Origin of the sequence: Bacillus cereus group sp. BfR-BA-01330 (assembly GCF_022663885.1) — a bacterium.
In the GTDB taxonomy this organism is placed as follows: Bacteria; Bacillota; Bacilli; order Bacillales; family Bacillaceae_G; genus Bacillus_A; species Bacillus_A cereus.
Map to the genome: position 1 here is coordinate 217,564 of NZ_JAKUGK010000008.1, position 17,921 is coordinate 235,484.

The following is a 17,921-nucleotide window of genomic DNA, read 5'->3' on the forward strand; positions in this document are numbered from 1 at the left end:
TTTATTACCTCATTTATTTAGATATTTTAATAATGATTTAAAGGTTTCTTCGTCTCCTTCAAAAGGAATTGCATATTTAATTGCTTTATCTTTTTTTCCATTTCTAAAATCTTCTACATTTATATGCATCCCTTTACTAGGGTCATAATCTAATCGCCATCTTGCTTTATGATCAGCTGTCTCTCTGCCAACAATTTTACCATAACCAGCGCTTTTTTCCATTGTTCCTATAAATGGTTGTGAATCTGCCCCAAAATCCCCCAATAAGCTCATTGCTTTATTTCTTGCTTGTTCATATGATTGAACCTTATCAAGAACAATCTCTCCTGAACGACCACCTTTAGCAGCTGCTTCTAGTGCCTTTCCTTTCTTTTCAAGATCGCCAATCTTCCCTATAACTTTACCAACAACTCGTGTTGTACCACCAGATACGACGGCCAAGGTCCCCCATGCATAATCGTCTGGACTGTATTTTTGACCTGTTACTAAGTCTTCACCTTTGATAAGTTGTCCAATTTCTTTTCCTGTACCAATTATTGGTGTAATACCCAATACGAATGATAAATCTCCATCATTTGCACGATTATAAATGCGAGATGGATCTCCACCCAAATCATACAATGCACTGCTTAAATCAATATTACCAATATTTCTAGCTGCAGCAGATACATCAACTTTATGTCTTGCTATTTTATTGGCCGAGTCCATAAAGATATTTGCAAGATCTATTCCCATATTGAAATCTGTGTAGAATCCTGGGACTTTGGCATCTAATGCTTGTAAATCTTGCGCAATGATTGGAGCGTTTTTTCGTGTTACTTGTACAAGTTCCTCCATAGCAGGTTTCGCTATATCTACAGAATGTTTTAAGCGAATAGAACTATCTACAACTGGTCCTAAATCTTTAACAACACCAGAAAGCCCTTCAGCTAACTTACGATGATTTTCCTCGATTTGACGAAGTCCTTTATTAATCTCATTTTGTGTTTCAATTGCTTTTACTGCAACCACATCTAATGCTTGATAGTAACCAGCATAGACTTCTAAAAGTGATTCATAATGTTGAAGAATAGATACATATACATCAGCACTAAATACCATCCATTCTTTTCCGTAGGCTAGAGCATCTTTTCCCGTATTTCCAAGCAGTTTAAATAGCTCTTTTCTTTGAGTGACCGTTAAATTTTTAATGTCACCTTTCATTGCATTTACTAGTTCTTGCAATTTATCATGTGATTCTTTCATCAATTGCATTTTATACTGTGCATCTTGCTTTGCATTGTTTATGTTACTAGAAATACTTTCCCAGGTCTCTGCATCATCTAACCAACGCTGTTCTTCTTCTTCTAAAATTTTGATCGCGTTATTTATGACTGGTTCGTCACTTTTTAAATAATCTAATACTCCTTCAAATATCTTTACTTTTCCATCAAGCAAAGTAAGTGGACTTTTAGCCTCCTGATCGAAAATAATGGCATCATGAATACGTACATACCCTTTTTCTCCTTGATAATTAACCTCATACCAAGAGCCAATTTTCCCAGTTACTTCTATCACTTCACCATTATTTACACGTTTTGCACGCAATACTTTTCTTAAATCTGGCTCTGGATATACTTTTTTAACAAGGGATTCTAATGTAACCCACCCTTTAATCATTTCTCCGTCTTGATTAAAGGAAAATTTCTTGTCTTTATATGTAAAATCTCCTGTTTGTAATGCACCTGAAGGCTGTAGTAAGTACCAACTAAATTCTTGCTTCATCCAACCATTTTTTGACTCATGAGAAGCATCAAAATAATATGGTTTCCCATCAACATTTGTAAAACCTGATTGTACAGAACCTAATGGACTAAAGTAATAGATTTTCCCATCAATATGTTGGATACCGGTTTGTACTACACCATCTGTCCCCAGATAATAATCTGATCCATTTGTATGTACCCATCCCGTTTGCATATAACCATCGGTACCAAAATAATAACGTCTCCCATCAATCGCTTGGAAACCAGTTATTCTTTGCCCGTCTTTTTTATAATACGTCCATTTTCCTTCTTCTTGTACCCACCCTTGCTTATTATCTAAATAAAGTGCTTCTTTTAATTGATCAATCCATTTTAATCCATTCGCAAGAAGAGCTAAATCACTATCTAGTTGTTTATCAAATTTCTTTTGAATATTGGGCGGAAAGTATTTTTCAGGATCTTTATGATACTCAGTTATAATAAAATGAGACAAATTCGTTGCTTCCTTTGTTACATCCCATGAACGAACTGGTGATTCACCAATTACAACAGATTCAAATATCCGAACATAACCAACTTCTCCTTGATATTTTACCTGATACCATAAGCCCTGCTTTGAAATAACTTCTAAGACGTCCCCATCCTTTACAGGTTTAGATTTAAATAGAAATTTTGTTTCTGGCTTTGGATAGATTCTTTTAACAGCAGAACGAAGGGTAACCCATCCCTTTTCCATATCTCCGTACTTATTTATTTCAAATGGTTTTCCTTGGTAGGTAAATGTTCCTGTCACATACTTTCCATCTTTTAAATAGCTCCATGAGGTTGCAGAAAAACTCCATCCGGTCTTTAGTTTACCAGGTTCACTATAATATAAAGTGTCTTTCCCTGCTTGCTTTCTCCCTTCCACTAGCCTTCCATCTTTAAAAAAGGAGTACTCAACTCCATCTAAAGTAATGTTATCTCTTTGCTTACTTCCATCTTTTTGATAATAGTACCAATTCTCATTCTCTTTGACCCAGCCTACTTTATTTAAAACTTCGGCTGCTTCTGTAAATGTTGGTGCATAGGTAGAAAATAATAAAAATAATGAAACTATAAGTCCTATGACTTTCTTCATACTCGCATCTCCCTAACAATTTATTAAAAACTTTTTAATTATATATTAGATTTTATTACTATAAAAATAATAAATACGGATATGCATAATTGCATATCCGTATTCTCAACAGGACGTACGTTATTAAAAAGCAATCTTTTCCTTATTATTCTTAGTCTCATAAGCTCTCAATAATACTTATCAAAAATACTTATAGAAAGAGGATTAAATAATTCTAATTTATATCTCGAAAACAAATTCAAGAATATTCCAACTGGTCGCTATATATATTTCTAATAATATAAACTGAAAAGGAGGAGTCCGTACATAATGGAATATAGGTTATTAGGTAACACGGGATTAATAGTTTCAGAGATAGGATTTGGTTCTTGGGCGATTGGTGGAGATGAATGGGGCGCAGTAAAAGATAATGAATCAATTGATGCAATAAATAAAGCGATTGACCTAGGGGTTAATTTTATTGACACTGCTGATGTTTATGGACTAGGTCATAGTGAAACACTCGTTGCAAAAGCTATAAATAAACGTAGGCAGGATATCATTCTTTCTACAAAAGGTGGATTAATTGGTCATCATTATAATCCCAATCAACCAGCCGTTTATGGGGACCCTCAAAAAATCATTGATGCATTTGATGCTAGTTTACTGCGGCTTAAAACTGATTATATAGATGTGTACTTTTGTCATATTTGGTGGGATAAACCTGAAGAAACAGAAGCCTTTCTACAAGCTTTCCAAACCTTAAAACAGTCTGGTAAAGTGAGAGCTGTTGGTGTTTCTACTAATGATTTAGATTATATAAAACATTTTAATCAGAATAATGATTTAGATGTCGTACAATTCGATTATAGTATTTTGAATAAAGAACCTGAAAAAGACATCCTTCCTTATATTGAAAAACATAATTTAGGTGCTGTAATAAGAGGTCCACTTAAAATGGGAATTTTAACTGGGAAATTTAATCATGAAACTCAATTTTCAGACGATGATTTAAGAAAAGATTGGCCAAAAGAAAAATGGTTTAAAGATAGCTTAAACACAGTAGAGAAATTACGTTCACTTGTACGTTCAAATCGAAGTTTAGCGCAAGTTGCTTTACGTTATGTTTTAGGTCACCCAGCAGTTTCAGTTGCGATTCCTGGTGCAAAAAATTCTACTCAGGTTGAAGAAAATTCTTCACACTTAACTCGTCCATTATTATTAGATAATGAAATTGAATTCATTAAAAAACTTTAACAAGTCTTTTATTCTTCCATAAAAATCATACTAATTTAACTGCTAATTCATCCTCTATTCCATATGTCTATCTACTCTTTGTCAAAGAATCTAATATAAAATTTATAATATAAGTAAATAACCTTTTCATATGAAGATTTCTTAAGTGAAAGGAGTGTAATTTACTGGATTCTCCTTTCTTCTCATTATCTTTAAGGGATTTTTCAAGTATATTTCTACTACATTCCTGCTAGATAACATGTCCATTAATCATTAACAATTTATATAACTGTATAAAGACTCTACCAAATTACTAAAGGAATCTCCTTTCCCCTATCGAATTATTTGTAGAGGAAAGGAGAGGAATACATGGAAATTCTAGGATTAGATCCTCGCGCATTAGCGACTTTAGGTGCACTTGAATACACCAACCGTCGTAATAAATTAGTTGAAGACTCGGAGAATAACATATACGAGTGTAAAGAGATAAAAGAAATACTTCAATCACTCCCTAAAGAGAAGCAGATTGAGGTTCTTGAGAATCAAGCTTACTTTGAAGCAGTGGCAAAGATGATTGAACAAAACAATTTAATTCTTTTAGAACAGATGAAAGCTCTACAGCTAATTCAGAAATAACAAACTTATGATTAATTAATTCTACATATGCTTCCATATATAATGTCTTTTTATCTATACCATTAGCCTCTGTTTTGATAGGTGCTTTTATTATGCTTTGATTCATATTTTGAATTGTTTCTTTCACATGTATGAATAGATCTTCTAATAAACCTGGTGTAGACTCTACTATAAAGATAGCTCCATAAATAATACAGTAATCACATAATATCCCCTCATACATGTCTTTTTTTATTTTTTTGAGAAATGCTGCAACAAAATCTTTTAAACACTCAGGAATTAATGTTTTTTAAAAATTCATTTTCTAATTCTACTATCTTTTGTTTACGGGCTTTTATTTTTCTTACAGGCACCCCAGCATACATATACCAATCATCTAAACTTTCTTTTACCATACTCATCGCACCAACTGCCGCTCCTTCTCCTATTACTACATTTGGAAAGATAATAGAATGCGCACCAACAATGGCATGCTTTTTTAAAATAACTTTTCCAGCTTTCACATTTTTATATTGATGTGGAATAGTCGGTCCCATTAATGTATTTCCGCTAAAATCATCAATTGCTGCATATACAATTGTTTTTGATGAAATATTTGCAAAATCATGCATTTCAATCCCCATTTCTCCTCCAAATAACGCTGTATATGCCGCTATATGCGAATAACTTCCAATTGTAATTTTGCCGCTTAAAATGCAAAAGTCATCGATTCTTACATTATTTCCAACAGATATAGCACCTGGATTATATATGCTGGTTTTTTTACTTATTAATACATTTTCCCCGACAGATAGAAAGCCAATTTCGCTCAACTCTTCTTGACTATAAAAACTATTCATCTGTGAACACCACCTTCTGTATTAAACACATTATAATTTTCTCTACGATTTCTTTTGTCATTCCTTCCCATAAAGGTAGACTAATTATTCGTTTTTCTATTTTATTTGTATTTGTTAAATCTGTAGACTTATATTTTTTAAAAAAATCTTGTTGATGACAAGATGGTGAAAAATATGATCTAGCTTCTATCTTTTGCTTTTTCAACTCTTCTATTATCTGCATATTGTTAATTTTTTCTGAACAGAGGATAGGCATAAATTGATGAATAACTGCTTTTGTCTTTTGAACTTGCCAGCCTTTTTTTATTAATCCCGTACTTTGTAATAACTGTTTATACCATTCAGAGATACGAGTTCGTTCTTGCATTTTTTGATTCCATTTATTTATCGTTGTAATCCCAATAGCTGCTGCATATTCAGTCATTTTACAGTTAAACCCCATCATCGTACATTCACGATTATGATCAAATCCAAAATTACCCATTCTTTTAATTTGATTTATCTCTTCCTCATTATGGCTATATATCATACCACCTTCACCAATTCCGAAAGGCTTTGTTGCATGAAAGCTATATACAATCATACCACTAAAATTTTGACCGTAATGTACACCCTCATGCATTAATCCAAACCCTGGTGCCGCATCTACAACAACCGGAATACCCTTTTTCTCTAATTCTTCATAGTCTTTCAAGTCCATCCATGATCCGAATGTTGCATATGGAACAACAACTGCAACCTCTTCTTTTAATTCATCAATCTTATCCAAAAGTACCGTTTTATCCATACACCAATCATCTAATGAAATATCAATAAAATAAGGCTCCAAGCCACACCAAATAGCTGCCAATGGAGTAGCAGGGAATGTAAAACTAGGCATAAGAGCATACTTTCCTTTTTTTCTTTTCTTACATTGAATTGCCGCCATTAACCCTAGCGTTGCGTTTGCTACTGTTGTAACTGCTCCCCTGTTCTGAAAAAATTCCGACATAATTGTTTCTTCAAAACGTTGATTTATAGGTCCATAATTTGTATATATGTGGGATATATCAATTTGCTCTAATTTATCTAAGTACTCGTTTGCAGGTACAATTGACGCACGTAAAAAAGGAATATTCTCCATATGCATCTATTCCTTTCTATCATTTTCGGACAATATAGAGCATATCCGTTTCAGATAATCCGAATTTCCTAGCAATTTCTATTCCTTGTTTCTCAGCTATGTTATACAATTCTACTTTAAAGCCCGCATCTGTTAATCGTTGAATAAATCCCGATCGATTATAAATCCTAACATGATCTTCTTGACCAAAGGCTAATTTTCTCAATAATGGCGTTACAATAGATTTATCCTCTATAATAAAATCTACATTCATTACGATTGGCACTTGAATAATTCCCCATCCATTTGGCTTTAGTACCCTATATAATTCTCGCATTGCTTTTTCATCGTCAGGCACGTGTTCTAATACATGACTACATAAAATAACATCAAAGGTATTATCTTCGTATGCAATTCTCGTAATATCAATTTCCTCCATTAAAGAATCCTTTGGTTCTAAATCCCCACATGTATAAGTAATGTTTTTAAACTGGTTAAGCCACCCTCTTACCTTCTCTTCAGGTGCAATATGAAGCATAGTATAATTCCTACTTAACAAATCCGTCTCTGTTTCAATGTACGCACGATACAACCTGTCACGATCCATCGAATAGCAAACTGGACAGATACCTGTATCTTTATTCCACATCTCAAATTCATATTTTTGAAAATCATAATGTGCTGGCCAAGGAGAAAATTTTTCAAATTCTTGATTGCAATATTGGCAATAACAAATATTTTTCTCAAATATATGAGTAACTAGTTTAATTAACCCGTTTTTTATTTTTTCATTATAAATTTGATCTAGTTCTCCACTTCTTACTGCATCCTTAAGTATAAATCCCGCATTCTCCAAACAATAAGATAAGCTTTCTTTATAATCTTGTTCAGTTTTTAAAAACCCACTATTATGTGCATCTGTAATTAATTCAATCCATTCTTCAATTGTCATTAATATAAAGTACATTTGTTTTTGATTTTGTCCACTATGTTGTCTAAAGTAGCTAAGAGGTTCCTCTATATAAACTACTTTTCCTTTCCTCATCATATCTAACCAAGTTGCAATGTCATTAATAGAAGAATACGCTTTCCCCTTAAAATAACCAAATTTCCCTCCAAAAAAATTGCGATTAAACAAAACTGTTGTCGGTTCTCCAACTACGTTTTTCAAGTTTTTCAACATATAATTCCCTAGTGTTTCCCCTTCAAAAATTGTAGTTTCTATGGCAATTTTCATATTCAATGTCGAGGGGGGTAATACCTCTCCATTCTCATCAATCAGTTCACGGTACGACGTCACAAATGCAATGTTTTCTAATTCAAAAAAGTATTTCATCATTCTCTCAATCTTTTCAAGATGAAATAAATCATCATCTAATAAAAAATTTATATATTCACCAGTAGCAAGCTCTATACATTGATTAAAATTTTCAGCCACCAATGGATTTTCATTTTTAACATATGTTATACATTCATGTTCTTTTAAGTATGGCTGGATCATTGTTTTTACTTCATCATTTGTACTATCGTCAGAAATTATAATTTCAATATTTTCATAGGTTTGATTCAAAGCACTTTTGAGGGCTAATTCTAAGTAATGAGGTCTATTGTAGGCAGGAATTAGTATACTGACTTTTGGGAGGTGCGAGTTGATATTCATACGCTGTTTTTTCTTTTCAATATTTATTTTCTTTAGCTTGATTTGTTGATAGTAATCCAATGAATATAATATGGATGATGGAACAATTCTTCTTGCATAGTCTAGAAAATTTGTAATAGCTCTGTCTAACTCCTCTTCGGAGGATAAGAAACCATATTTTTCTCCAGCTATAATAATACTATGAGAAAAATCCTCTAACCCATCCATCATTTTATTAGATTCATTTAACTGCTGATTTGAATGTAATCGAAAGTAACTGAGTGTCTCCGCTATATATACTGCTTTCCCTTTACTCAGTAAGGATAACCATGAAGCTACATCTACGTTGCAAAGATACCGCCTTTTATCAAATACACCATACGGTTCTGTTAAATCACTTTTACGAAATAAAACCGTTGTCGGTTCTCCTATATAATTCTTTTGATTCATAATCACCATTTTTCCTAATTGTAGCCCATCTATAATCGTATCTGTAAAAAATAAACGCATCGTTGCATAAACATCTGGCAATAGGTTTCCTTCTGCATCCATTACTTGGCGATGGGATGTTACAAGCTTAATTTCATTATCTAGGTCATTTAAAAAGTATTTCATCATTTTTTCAATTTTATTTACATGAAATAAATCATCATCCATTAAGAAGTTTATATACTCACCTTTCGCTTTATGAAATAACATACGTGAGTTCTCAAATTGTCCAAGAGTTGACTTATTTTTTATATAAATAATATTTGAATGATCATACAAGTACTTTTGTAACACTTTCTCTGTTTCGTCGTTTGTACTATCATCCCCTATTATAATTTCTATATTAGGATACGTTTGTTCTAATACACTACATAAAGCTTTTTCAAAGTAGTGTGGACGATTATACGTAGGAATTAATACACTTACTAAAGGCGTTTGATTTATTTCCTTTTCATTTGTACCATTTTCCATTCTATTCCTCCGCCTTTTTATTTATTTTCACTTTTGAAATAGACATGCTACTACAAATCTACTTATTAGACGAACTAGATCTGAAAGGTGTTGCGAAAAACAAATAAATAGCTTTAAAAACAGCAGCTATGTTGACATAGTGTAGAATAAACCTGGATAACTTTTTTCGTCCCATTCTATTTATTTGTAAAATGCGGCATTCTTTTTTCAATAAATGCCTTTACCCCTTCCTTCACATCTTCTGTTTGAAATACTTTTCCAAAGTAACGCGCTTCAATCTCAAGCCCTTCTTGTAAAGGTACTGCTGCCCCTTCGCGAATTGCCAACTTCATATAGGCGAGAGCTGGAAGAGAAAATTTACTTATATCCCTTGCAATCTCTTTTGCTTTATTTAACGCCTCTCCTCGAGGGGTAATGTAGTTAACCAAGCCTATTTCTTTTGCTTCTTTAGCTGTAATCGATTTCCCTGTGAACATCATCTCTTTTGCTTTCCCTTCTCCAATTAATCTAGGTAAGCGTTGGGTTCCTCCAGCCCCAGGAAATAAACCTAACGTAATTTCCGGTAATCCAATTAAAGATTGTTCTTCTATTATCCTTAAGTCACAAGCAAGTGCTAATTCACATCCACCACCTAGTGCTAACCCATTAACAGCAGCTATAGTCGGTTTAGACAGATTCTCTAGTTGATTAAGAGGTTGTTGCAATTCTAATGATTTCATCTCGGCATATTTTTCACCTTTGCCCATCCAATCTGGAAATTCTTTTATATTCCCTCCTGCTACAAAGGCCTTTTCTCCACTTCCAGTTATAATTACGACTGAAATATCATTATCAATTTCTATTTCCTCTAATACATCTACTAATTGTTGAACTACTTCTAAACTTAAAGTGTTGACTGGTGGATTTTTAATTGTAACGACAGCAATACTTCCTTTTTTATTACAAGTTACTACTCGTTCATTCTTCATAAAAAATCCCCTTTTAAACTACCTAATTTTTCACAACACCAAGTATCTTTACTTCACTCACCATCAGCCTAAATTTCCGAATATGGTTCCGCTTTTAGAAATTCATCAATTTATTGTATGAACTGTAGAAGCATAAAATGAGCAATCCTTTCTTGGCATCACTTTATAATCTAAACATATTTTTAAATTATTCTTTTACTATATTAATTAGCTTCATGTTTCTTTGGTTTCCGTTACACAGTTTCTAAAGCTGGGATGACTATTAGAAAAAATGAGATAAGAAGACTGTTACATGAGGTACATTAAATGCGAACAATTTAAGAAAGGCACTATTTTAGTAACCACTTGTATTTAAGTCTTTCTTAACTAATTTGTTGTAATTACAATTGAATTACCCCCACTTTCACTTCGTTTAGAAGTGGGGGAATTCCTAAGTTAAGAGTTCTATCGAACTCTAAATAAAAAAGCTTATCCTTCAACACGTAATGATAAGCTTTTTATTATTCTTTTCATTTTTTGTTTTCGGAAGTATTTCTTTAAGTTGATAGCAATGCGGTGCTATCCCATCACTATAAAGCTAAAACTTTATAGTGCCCCCAAAACGGAAGCAACGGATTGCATTTATATAAATAGCTTTTGGAAAATTGATAATTTTGTTCAGGGATACTTTAAGTTTTTAGCTTGAAGGGCATATAGTGCTACCTCATACAGAGTAATTAGGATATTAAACTTAAACGTGTTATTTTTAGCATTCTAAATAATCGGGTTCAATGTATTTTTCTGTTTCAGGAGAGCTTTTAATTTCTATAGGATATTTCTTAAAAGCTACAACAGTAATCCTATCTTCTTGAACTAAACTTCTGGATTCATTTATAGAAGAGAAACCTGTACGCGTTAAAAAATTGTATAAAGAGGATTTTGTCATCCAAAAACTAGTAACGTTATCTAATGATGCCCATTTTGCTTTTAAACGTTCTTCTATTGATGAATTAGCAGAGTGTTCTAGCATTGTGTGTCCCTTATATTCATAATTTTTATAAAGTACTGATACATTAGGAGTAGAAGTGATATGAGTATCAATTATTACAAACCTTTTGCACACTTCATACACTTTTTCTAAAAAGGGGAATACATCTGAGCAGTCTAAATGATATAAAATACCCGAGCATAAAACAATATCAAATTGACCATATTTGTCAGCACTTAAATTTCTTACATCATCTTGATAAAAGGTTAAGTTTTCCAACCTTAATAAATCTTTAGCGAATATGGCTTTTTGTATGTTTGATTCTCTTCCTTCTATCCCTACAACAGTTGCTCCTTGCATAGCAAACTCAATAGCGTAATGCCCCTCTAAACAAGCTAAATCTAAGATTCGAAGATTTTTAAAATCACATTGTGTGATATCTTGAATCATTGTCACAATTTTTTTTAACGCAGGATTTGGTTGTCGAATATCTCTTGTATATAGAGTATCCGTTAATTTAATATCATAAGCGGTCCATTCACCATATTTACGAATAATGTTTTCTTTTTCGAGAACAAAATCTTTCATGATACAATTCGCCACCTTTAACATAATATTATGTGTAATATATACCTTTATAAGATCAATATATGTGTGTATAACTTGTATTTAGACGACGGTAAACATTTTAAGTCTAATTCTATTGTATTCCTGCTAAATAACATTCTTACTAATAAAAAATATGTTATATAACTATAAAAACTCTACCAAATTATTAAAGGAATCTCCTTCCCCCTATCGAATTATTGTAGAGGAAAGGAGAGGAATACATGGAAATTCTAGGATTAGACCCTCGCGCATTAGCGACTTTAGGTGCACTTGAATACACCAATCGTCGCAATAAATTAATCGAAAACTCGGAGAATAACATATACGAGTGTAAAGAAATAAAAGAAATACTTCAATCACTCCCTAAAGAGAAGCAGATTGAGGTTCTTGAGAATCAAGCTCATTTTGAAGCTGTGGCAAAGATGATTGAACAAAACAATTTAATTCTTTTAGAACAGATGAAAGCTCTACAGCTAATTCAGAAATAACAAACTTATGATTAATTAATTCTACATACGCTTCCATAAATAATGTATCTTTATCTTTATCTATACCATTAGCCTCTGTTTTTACAGGGGCTTTTGTTATGTGTTGATTCATATTTTGAATTTGGATGGTTTCTTTCACATGTATGAATAGATCTTCTAACAAACCTGGTGTAGACCCTAATTCCTGCTTTTCAATTTCCTCTGTGACGGCACTGATAAATTCCCATAGTACTTTTGCACCTAGTAATTCTGCTAATCGTTTTTCACGCATTTCAAATGTTTTCATGTTCATATTTAAACACTTCCCTTATTTCATATTTTCTTAAAAATAATTAATAAATTATTTCGTTTTAGGAAAACAATATAGAGATGAAATCCCCTTATTAATTACACGTATTGTGACATTACTCTTCAAAAAAAAGAGTCCAATCAAAATTTAGTACCTTAGCTATATTCTTTGCGACAGGAACACTTGGATTTCTTTCACCACTTTCAATCATTGCATACATACTTCTAGATATTCTTGCCTTATATGCAACATAATCTTGTGTTTTCTCTTTAATTTTACGTTTTTTCAATAACCAAAACCTCATTATTCCCCCTCTTCCTTTGTCACAAAATGTGTAACTAATGATTATATTACATAATAATAATTATGAAATCAATGTTTTTTACACATTTCGTGTACTTTGTTAAATGTTACAAATTGTGACGTTATAATTGATATAGAAAACACCTAAAAGGAGGTAGCATATGTTTGGCACTAGACTACACACTCTTCGAAAAGAACGCAAACTGCGTCAAGAAGACATGGCAAATCAACTAGGGATTGCTCGAACTACATATGCAATGTATGAACAAGGAAATCGAGAACCTGATTATAATACATTGATAAAATTAGCTGCTTTCTTTGAAGTATCAATTGATTACCTCCTCGGTACAACTGAAATAAGGGAAGTTACAGACTTACAAGACCCTGAGCTTCATCAATGGTTTAAAGATATCAAAAATGCTACTCCTCAAAAACGTGAGGAATTAAAAAAGTTTTGGGAGTTTATAATACAAAGAAAAGACTAGATTATTTAAAAGACCTCCACCTTGACAGGGTGGAGGTCGTGAGTTCGAGCCTCTCCGGGGTCATAATTGTAAAAACCGTGTCAAATTAACGTTTGATGCGGTTTTTATTTATTTACTTTCATACTTTAAAAAGCCATTGGTCACAGAATTGGTCACATTACCTACAAAATCTCTTCTATTTTGTTAACTGCATCTTCTTGCATCGTTGGCAATACATGCGAATAAGTATCTAATGTGATTTTGATATTACTATGTCCTAACCTCTCAGAAATCACCTTCACATTCACACCTTTCGCCAATAACAAAGTTGCATGTGTATGACGTAAATCGTGAAACCGAATCTTTGGTACAGCCGTTTTCTGAATCAAAGCGTTTAAACTTCGTCTAACATTAGCAGGATTAATCGGTGTTCCAGAAGGAGTACACATCACCAAGTCATTGTCTTGGTATTCCTCACCTTGACTCAACTTCTCTTTTAATACGACTGCTCTGTGTTTCTTTAGCTTTGCTATTGTGGATGCAGGTAATAGTATCTTTCTTAAACTTGATTTCGTCTTGCCTCCAAGCAAGAACGTCTTTCCATCATGGCTTAATGTTTGGCTAATGGTTAAATGTCCCTTTTCTAAATCAATATCTTTCCATCCCAAGCCTAACAATTCACCCTGCCTCATTCCAGTTACAAGAGCCATATGAAAGACGATAGAATGCCTACTATCTTGTGCAGATTTCAAAAATAACTGTACTTCCTGCTCGTTCCACACCGTTAACTCTTCCTTATCAGCTTTAGGCAATTTAGTCTTCGCTGCAACATTTTTAGTAATTAACTCCAAATCAATCGCATGTTCAAGAGAGTTCCTAATGATTTTGATTATCTTCTCAATTGTTCCTCTCTTTAAACCTTCGTCTCGCAGCGAATTGACGTAGTTTTGCATATGTAATGATGTTAACTTGGCTAATTTGATATTGCCTAGAGGCGGGATGATACGACTGTTCAAATAACCTTTCAGTACCTTCGCTGTTTGAATCCCAACACTATGCTTTTTTGTATTGAACCAGCTCTCAAGATATTCACCATAAGAGAGCTTGCTAGGCTCTACGTATGTTTCAGTATGAACTTCTGAAAGCAGCTTTGTTAAAGCATTTTCTGCCTCTTTCTTACTAGTAAATCCCCTCTTCTTCTTTTGCTTTCTTTTACCTGTTAAAGGGTCAATACCAATGTCTACAATATAAAAATACTTTCCTGTTTTCTTATCTTTTTTGACGCTTCCTTTCATTGTTAAGAGCCTCCTTAGAGTCCTTAACTGTTCTATATATGGTAATTTTATTATAGCGGGTAATTTAAGTATTATGGGATAGAAATTTGCGTTATATCAGCATAAAGACAACTGAATGTAACTTGGGTATGTTTTCTAACAAGTTAAAGAAAAATAACGAGAGATTTAATCCGCTGAATAAGTTATTAACCATGTAAGAGAAGCATCTCTCTAGATGAGTTTTTTGAGGCTAATAAACAAAGAAGACCCTATTTCTGTAAAGGCATTGCTTGCGGATTTTGGAGACCAAATTCATATTGCGAAAGTTATAGAAAAGACAGAGAGATTGTATGCTGCTCCCTGTCTTTTATTTAAAAACTCAACACCCAAGTTTAGGTGAAGATAGTTTAAGATTTTATGATTGGGAAGTAAACAAGTTTGGCAACGGAAGACCAGGGGCATATTTTTTTCTTTCACGGTATGTATTATATTTATGAGCCAATTCTAATCCTTCAGTAATAAGCTGCTCCCTCTGTACATCATAATTTTCTAGTTCATCTATCTTTAACCTTATTCGAATTATCGTTCCCGAATTCATACAGATAGAATGGTTCTCACTATCCCTTGCAAACATTAGCGATTCTCCATTAGAAGCGATTATAAAGTCTCCATTCCTTCTTCCCATCTCACTAATCATGTACAAGCCAAACCCAGAGTTATCTGCATGTTCTATATAATGAGTAGTAGGTTTACTACTACAACCAGGGACTATTGAGAATTTAAGTATATTCTCTTCATCTTCTCCCAGTTCTTGCCTTAAGGAGTCTTGAATTCCAATCCCCTCATCCATAATACATACTTCTACACAATTGTCCGAAGACCAGTACTGGGCAGCATACCATAGATAATTAGACTCACTATGCTCAGTGACGTTACGCAGAATCTCAATGACACAGTAGTTTATGTATTCAAACAATTGACCATTCCCTCTTGAGGCTACAGTTGCGATTTGTCTAGAGATATACTTAATATCCCTATATTCATCTACAGATTTCTTTACGGGAGAAATATCCATTTTCATTATTGGTATAAAGTTGGCCCCTGCAGAACCTATATAATCCATGTCTGGAGTTTGACCTATCGGTATTCCAAGGCTGCTATAGAACCTCAAACTCCTAGCATATGTGTTCCTTATTTCTTGCTCACTTAGATAATTAATACTAACTGTTCCACCACTTTGATGCATTTCACTAATAAATCCTCTAATACAGTTTATTATGAACAGTGCTCCAAATGGTTCTAGGCGTCCATTTCCCCTTGCAAAGTTTCGGAAATCTATCACTACTCTTCTATCTTCTGATAAACTAACTTGCTTTAGTTCATTGGAAAATTCTAAAGCTGTTGTATATGTTATATTTACTGGAACAAAAACTTCTCTCAAATTTGTCACCTACCTGTAATTTCTTAAATAACTAGATATGAAATTCACCTGGTATAGCTGTTTAATTCCCTAATCTCCTTCATACGACTTCAATATTAGTAACTGTGCTCCAATTTTACCTGGGTCACTACCAGAGAATTTCTACAATTGTTCACATGGTACTTATCATCAGAAGACTATACCAAAATATACTACGAATAGTCATATTCATTGGATTTCGGATGCATTGTTCGCTCAATCCCCTTAGTCACTAACTCTTCTTTTATCGCTCTATAAATTCTTGTAAAACTTGGAATTTCAATAAGACCTTTTTTACCATTAATTTTCTTATTTTTACACTCTTCTAGTAAGGTACTATCGTTTAGATTAAATGGGAATTGTCCAGAACGGTTATGTCCATGTCTTAACAGTAATCTATTTCTCTTCTTCAAGACATTTAGAATTGTAGACAATAACCATCTATTTAACTGTTCCATTTGCTTCTCATCATCAATCAGAGGATAGAAGTTCATAACACCTTTAAAATTCAAACGTTTATAAGAGCCACTTAAATAATTTCTTAACATCTGCTCATTTAAATTCCCATACAAATACCGTCTTATTTGCATAATGGCAGTAACAAAATCACTATCATTATTATTCGCTGGGATGCTCACAGACTGAAGAGGTACTTTATTTAAAGGCTGTATTAAATTTCTATAGAGGATATAACTGATGTGTTTTTTGATTTTACGTACTGTATCATCCTTAATACTGACATTGTCTCCTGATAATTCATATCCAAGAAATTCTATTGAAGTTTTATCTTCGCTAAATTCAGAAGGCATACCTTGTTTCGACAGAAGACTACTACCATTAGATTTATCAAAATTTATTTCAACTCCTGTTTCTCTTGAAAAATTTTGAATGATATCAAAAGAAGTACAAATCTTTAAGTAACTGTTTGTCCAAATAACTGTATCATCCGCATATCTTGCAAACCTAAGTCCCTCTGTTTCTATCTGTTTATCTAATTTCCAACATGCAACATTTGCCAAAAACAAAGAGAGAGATGTTCCTTGAGGAATCCCTTTTTCAAAGTGACTAAGGAAAGCAGAGATAATCCCCTTCTCAAAGTCACTTACTAGAAAACCATTTAAATTAAGTTGATTTATTAGATATTCATGTTGAATTGAACCGAAAAAGTCACGGAAATCAAATTCCGCTACAAACAGCCTTGGATTCTGCTTAACGTCAAGTGCAATGTCTTGTATGGCAAAGTGAACGTTCCTATCATTCCTATAGGCGTAAGAGAAAGAACTGAACCTATGCTTATTTTTATCTAACAATTTATTATAAAGATAATTAGATACTGCTTCATCTGGAATTTGAAACAGGTATACAGGTCTTGTTTTAGAACTATTTTTCTTTGGAATTCTTTTTAGATATGGTTCAAAAGGTCTATAACTTCCATTAATTAATTTGTTGAAGATAGACCTTGCAATCTGTTTCTGATGCTTAAGTACGTAGAATGGATTATGCTTCTTATCAGCTAACCATTCCTCAGGTATTTTAATTTCTTTTTTAGGAGGATTCTTTACTCTCCTTTTCTCACGCTGATACATGAGTTCTATCTGATTATGATATCTCTGAAATTCATATGCCTTTCTCTGAGCAACTTGATTTATATGCTTTTCAATTTCATGCAACAGCATCCTGGCTATCCCTCCCAAATAAAAAAGTCCTGCTTGAGCAGCAAGACCTTCACGCGGAAGCTATAAATAAAAGTAAGTTCTCAATTCGAACAACAGCTGGAGTAGAGTTGTTCTCCATCTTCGGATACCTTTGTACCCGAAATATATAGCTTCCACTCGTCACCTTAT

Annotated in this window: 14 protein-coding genes and 1 pseudogene; 3 read left to right on the forward strand and 12 right to left on the reverse strand. The window is 33.2% G+C overall.

What is annotated here, in order from left to right; translation table 11 throughout:
* Positions 1–9 precede the first annotated feature (9 nt).
* A complete protein-coding gene (locus tag MR112_RS22745; protein ID WP_242245415.1) occupies positions 10–2,865 on the reverse strand; it encodes a pre-toxin TG domain-containing protein in 2,856 nt (951 codons plus the stop codon).
* A gap of 309 nt (positions 2,866–3,174) precedes the next feature.
* On the opposite strand from MR112_RS22745, the gene MR112_RS22750 reads away from it, so the two are divergent.
* On the forward strand, positions 3,175–4,101 hold the full coding sequence (locus tag MR112_RS22750) for an aldo/keto reductase (protein ID WP_242245416.1): 927 nt from the start codon (positions 3,175–3,177) through the stop codon (positions 4,099–4,101).
* Positions 4,102–4,591: 490 nt separating this feature from the next.
* Here the strand turns inward: MR112_RS22750 and MR112_RS28970 are convergent, their stop codons facing one another.
* The 8 genes from MR112_RS28970 to MR112_RS22790 form a co-directional block, all read right to left on the reverse strand.
* Complete coding sequence (locus MR112_RS28970) at positions 4,592–4,939, reverse strand: hypothetical protein (RefSeq protein WP_370658494.1); 348 nt, start codon at positions 4,937–4,939, stop codon at positions 4,592–4,594.
* A 49-nt stretch (positions 4,940–4,988) separates the two neighbouring features.
* Positions 4,989–5,555 carry an acyltransferase gene (locus MR112_RS22760; RefSeq protein WP_242245418.1) on the reverse strand — a complete coding sequence of 189 codons (567 nt, stop codon included), beginning with the start codon at positions 5,553–5,555 and terminating at the stop codon, positions 4,989–4,991.
* Positions 5,548–6,678, reverse strand: coding sequence for an aminotransferase class I/II-fold pyridoxal phosphate-dependent enzyme (locus tag MR112_RS22765; protein ID WP_242245419.1), 1,131 nt, complete (start codon positions 6,676–6,678; stop codon positions 5,548–5,550). The genes MR112_RS22760 and MR112_RS22765 overlap by 8 nt, the downstream gene beginning before the upstream one ends.
* Positions 6,679–6,697: 19 nt before the next feature.
* Complete coding sequence (locus tag MR112_RS22770) at positions 6,698–9,256, reverse strand: glycosyltransferase (RefSeq protein WP_242245420.1); 2,559 nt, start codon at positions 9,254–9,256, stop codon at positions 6,698–6,700.
* A 176-nt stretch (positions 9,257–9,432) separates the two neighbouring features.
* Positions 9,433–10,224 (reverse strand): enoyl-CoA hydratase, encoded by a 792-nt coding sequence (locus MR112_RS22775; RefSeq protein ID WP_139848439.1) that lies wholly within the window; start codon positions 10,222–10,224, stop codon positions 9,433–9,435.
* A gap of 745 nt (positions 10,225–10,969) precedes the next feature.
* The gene (locus MR112_RS22780; protein ID WP_139848437.1) at positions 10,970–11,779 is read right to left on the reverse strand and encodes a class I SAM-dependent methyltransferase; all 810 of its coding nucleotides are present in this window, start codon (positions 11,777–11,779) and stop codon (positions 10,970–10,972) included.
* 384 nt (positions 11,780–12,163) lie between these two features.
* Complete coding sequence (locus MR112_RS22785) at positions 12,164–12,580, reverse strand: hypothetical protein (protein ID WP_242245421.1); 417 nt, start codon at positions 12,578–12,580, stop codon at positions 12,164–12,166.
* 112 nt (positions 12,581–12,692) lie between these two features.
* Positions 12,693–12,881: a helix-turn-helix transcriptional regulator gene (locus tag MR112_RS22790; protein WP_242245422.1), complete on the reverse strand. Its 189-nt coding sequence runs from the start codon at positions 12,879–12,881 to the stop codon at positions 12,693–12,695.
* 160 nt (positions 12,882–13,041) lie between these two features.
* Here MR112_RS22790 and MR112_RS22795 point away from each other — a divergent pair, with 160 nt between their 5' ends.
* The gene (locus MR112_RS22795; protein ID WP_088338129.1) at positions 13,042–13,365 is read left to right on the forward strand and encodes a helix-turn-helix domain-containing protein; all 324 of its coding nucleotides are present in this window, start codon (positions 13,042–13,044) and stop codon (positions 13,363–13,365) included.
* 161 nt (positions 13,366–13,526) lie between these two features.
* Here MR112_RS22795 and MR112_RS22800 read toward each other — a convergent pair whose 3' ends face one another.
* Entirely contained in the window at positions 13,527–14,639 is a 1,113-nt protein-coding gene (locus MR112_RS22800; protein ID WP_242245423.1) for a tyrosine-type recombinase/integrase, read from the reverse strand.
* Positions 14,640–14,877: 238 nt separating this feature from the next.
* Between MR112_RS22800 and MR112_RS28975 the strand changes: the two are divergent.
* Positions 14,878–14,950 (forward strand): annotated as a pseudogene (locus tag MR112_RS28975) (DUF3898 domain-containing protein); the annotation flags it as partial.
* Between the two features lie 83 nt (positions 14,951–15,033).
* On the opposite strand, the gene MR112_RS22810 reads toward MR112_RS28975, so the two are convergent.
* Together MR112_RS22810 and MR112_RS22815 are read right to left on the reverse strand one after the other, a co-directional pair.
* Positions 15,034–16,059 (reverse strand): hypothetical protein, encoded by a 1,026-nt coding sequence (locus tag MR112_RS22810; protein WP_242245424.1) that lies wholly within the window; start codon positions 16,057–16,059, stop codon positions 15,034–15,036.
* Between the two features lie 191 nt (positions 16,060–16,250).
* Positions 16,251–17,753 carry a reverse transcriptase domain-containing protein gene (locus tag MR112_RS22815; RefSeq protein ID WP_242245425.1) on the reverse strand — a complete coding sequence of 501 codons (1,503 nt, stop codon included), beginning with the start codon at positions 17,751–17,753 and terminating at the stop codon, positions 16,251–16,253.
* Between the last annotated feature and the right edge of the window lie 168 nt (positions 17,754–17,921).

What these genes read in the sequence shown, in the direction of transcription:
- MR112_RS22800 (WP_242245423.1), bottom strand. Translation starts at nt 14,639, where the DNA reads ATGAAAGGAAGCGTCAAAAAAGATAAGAAAACAGGAAAGTATTTTTAT.
- MR112_RS22795 (WP_088338129.1), top strand. Translation starts at nt 13,042, where the DNA reads ATGTTTGGCACTAGACTACACACTCTTCGAAAAGAACGCAAACTGCGT.
- MR112_RS22790 (WP_242245422.1), bottom strand. Translation starts at nt 12,881, where the DNA reads ATGAGGTTTTGGTTATTGAAAAAACGTAAAATTAAAGAGAAAACACAA.
- MR112_RS22815 (WP_242245425.1), bottom strand. Translation starts at nt 17,753, where the DNA reads ATGCTGTTGCATGAAATTGAAAAGCATATAAATCAAGTTGCTCAGAGA.
- MR112_RS22780 (WP_139848437.1), bottom strand. Translation starts at nt 11,779, where the DNA reads ATGAAAGATTTTGTTCTCGAAAAAGAAAACATTATTCGTAAATATGGT.
- MR112_RS22775 (WP_139848439.1), bottom strand. Translation starts at nt 10,224, where the DNA reads ATGAAGAATGAACGAGTAGTAACTTGTAATAAAAAAGGAAGTATTGCT.
- MR112_RS22785 (WP_242245421.1), bottom strand. Translation starts at nt 12,580, where the DNA reads ATGAACATGAAAACATTTGAAATGCGTGAAAAACGATTAGCAGAATTA.
- MR112_RS22750 (WP_242245416.1), top strand. Translation starts at nt 3,175, where the DNA reads ATGGAATATAGGTTATTAGGTAACACGGGATTAATAGTTTCAGAGATA.
- MR112_RS28970 (WP_370658494.1), bottom strand. Translation starts at nt 4,939, where the DNA reads ATGTATGAGGGGATATTATGTGATTACTGTATTATTTATGGAGCTATC.
- MR112_RS22770 (WP_242245420.1), bottom strand. Translation starts at nt 9,256, where the DNA reads ATGGAAAATGGTACAAATGAAAAGGAAATAAATCAAACGCCTTTAGTA.
- MR112_RS22765 (WP_242245419.1), bottom strand. Translation starts at nt 6,678, where the DNA reads ATGGAGAATATTCCTTTTTTACGTGCGTCAATTGTACCTGCAAACGAG.
- MR112_RS22760 (WP_242245418.1), bottom strand. Translation starts at nt 5,555, where the DNA reads ATGAATAGTTTTTATAGTCAAGAAGAGTTGAGCGAAATTGGCTTTCTA.
- MR112_RS22745 (WP_242245415.1), bottom strand. Translation starts at nt 2,865, where the DNA reads ATGAAGAAAGTCATAGGACTTATAGTTTCATTATTTTTATTATTTTCT.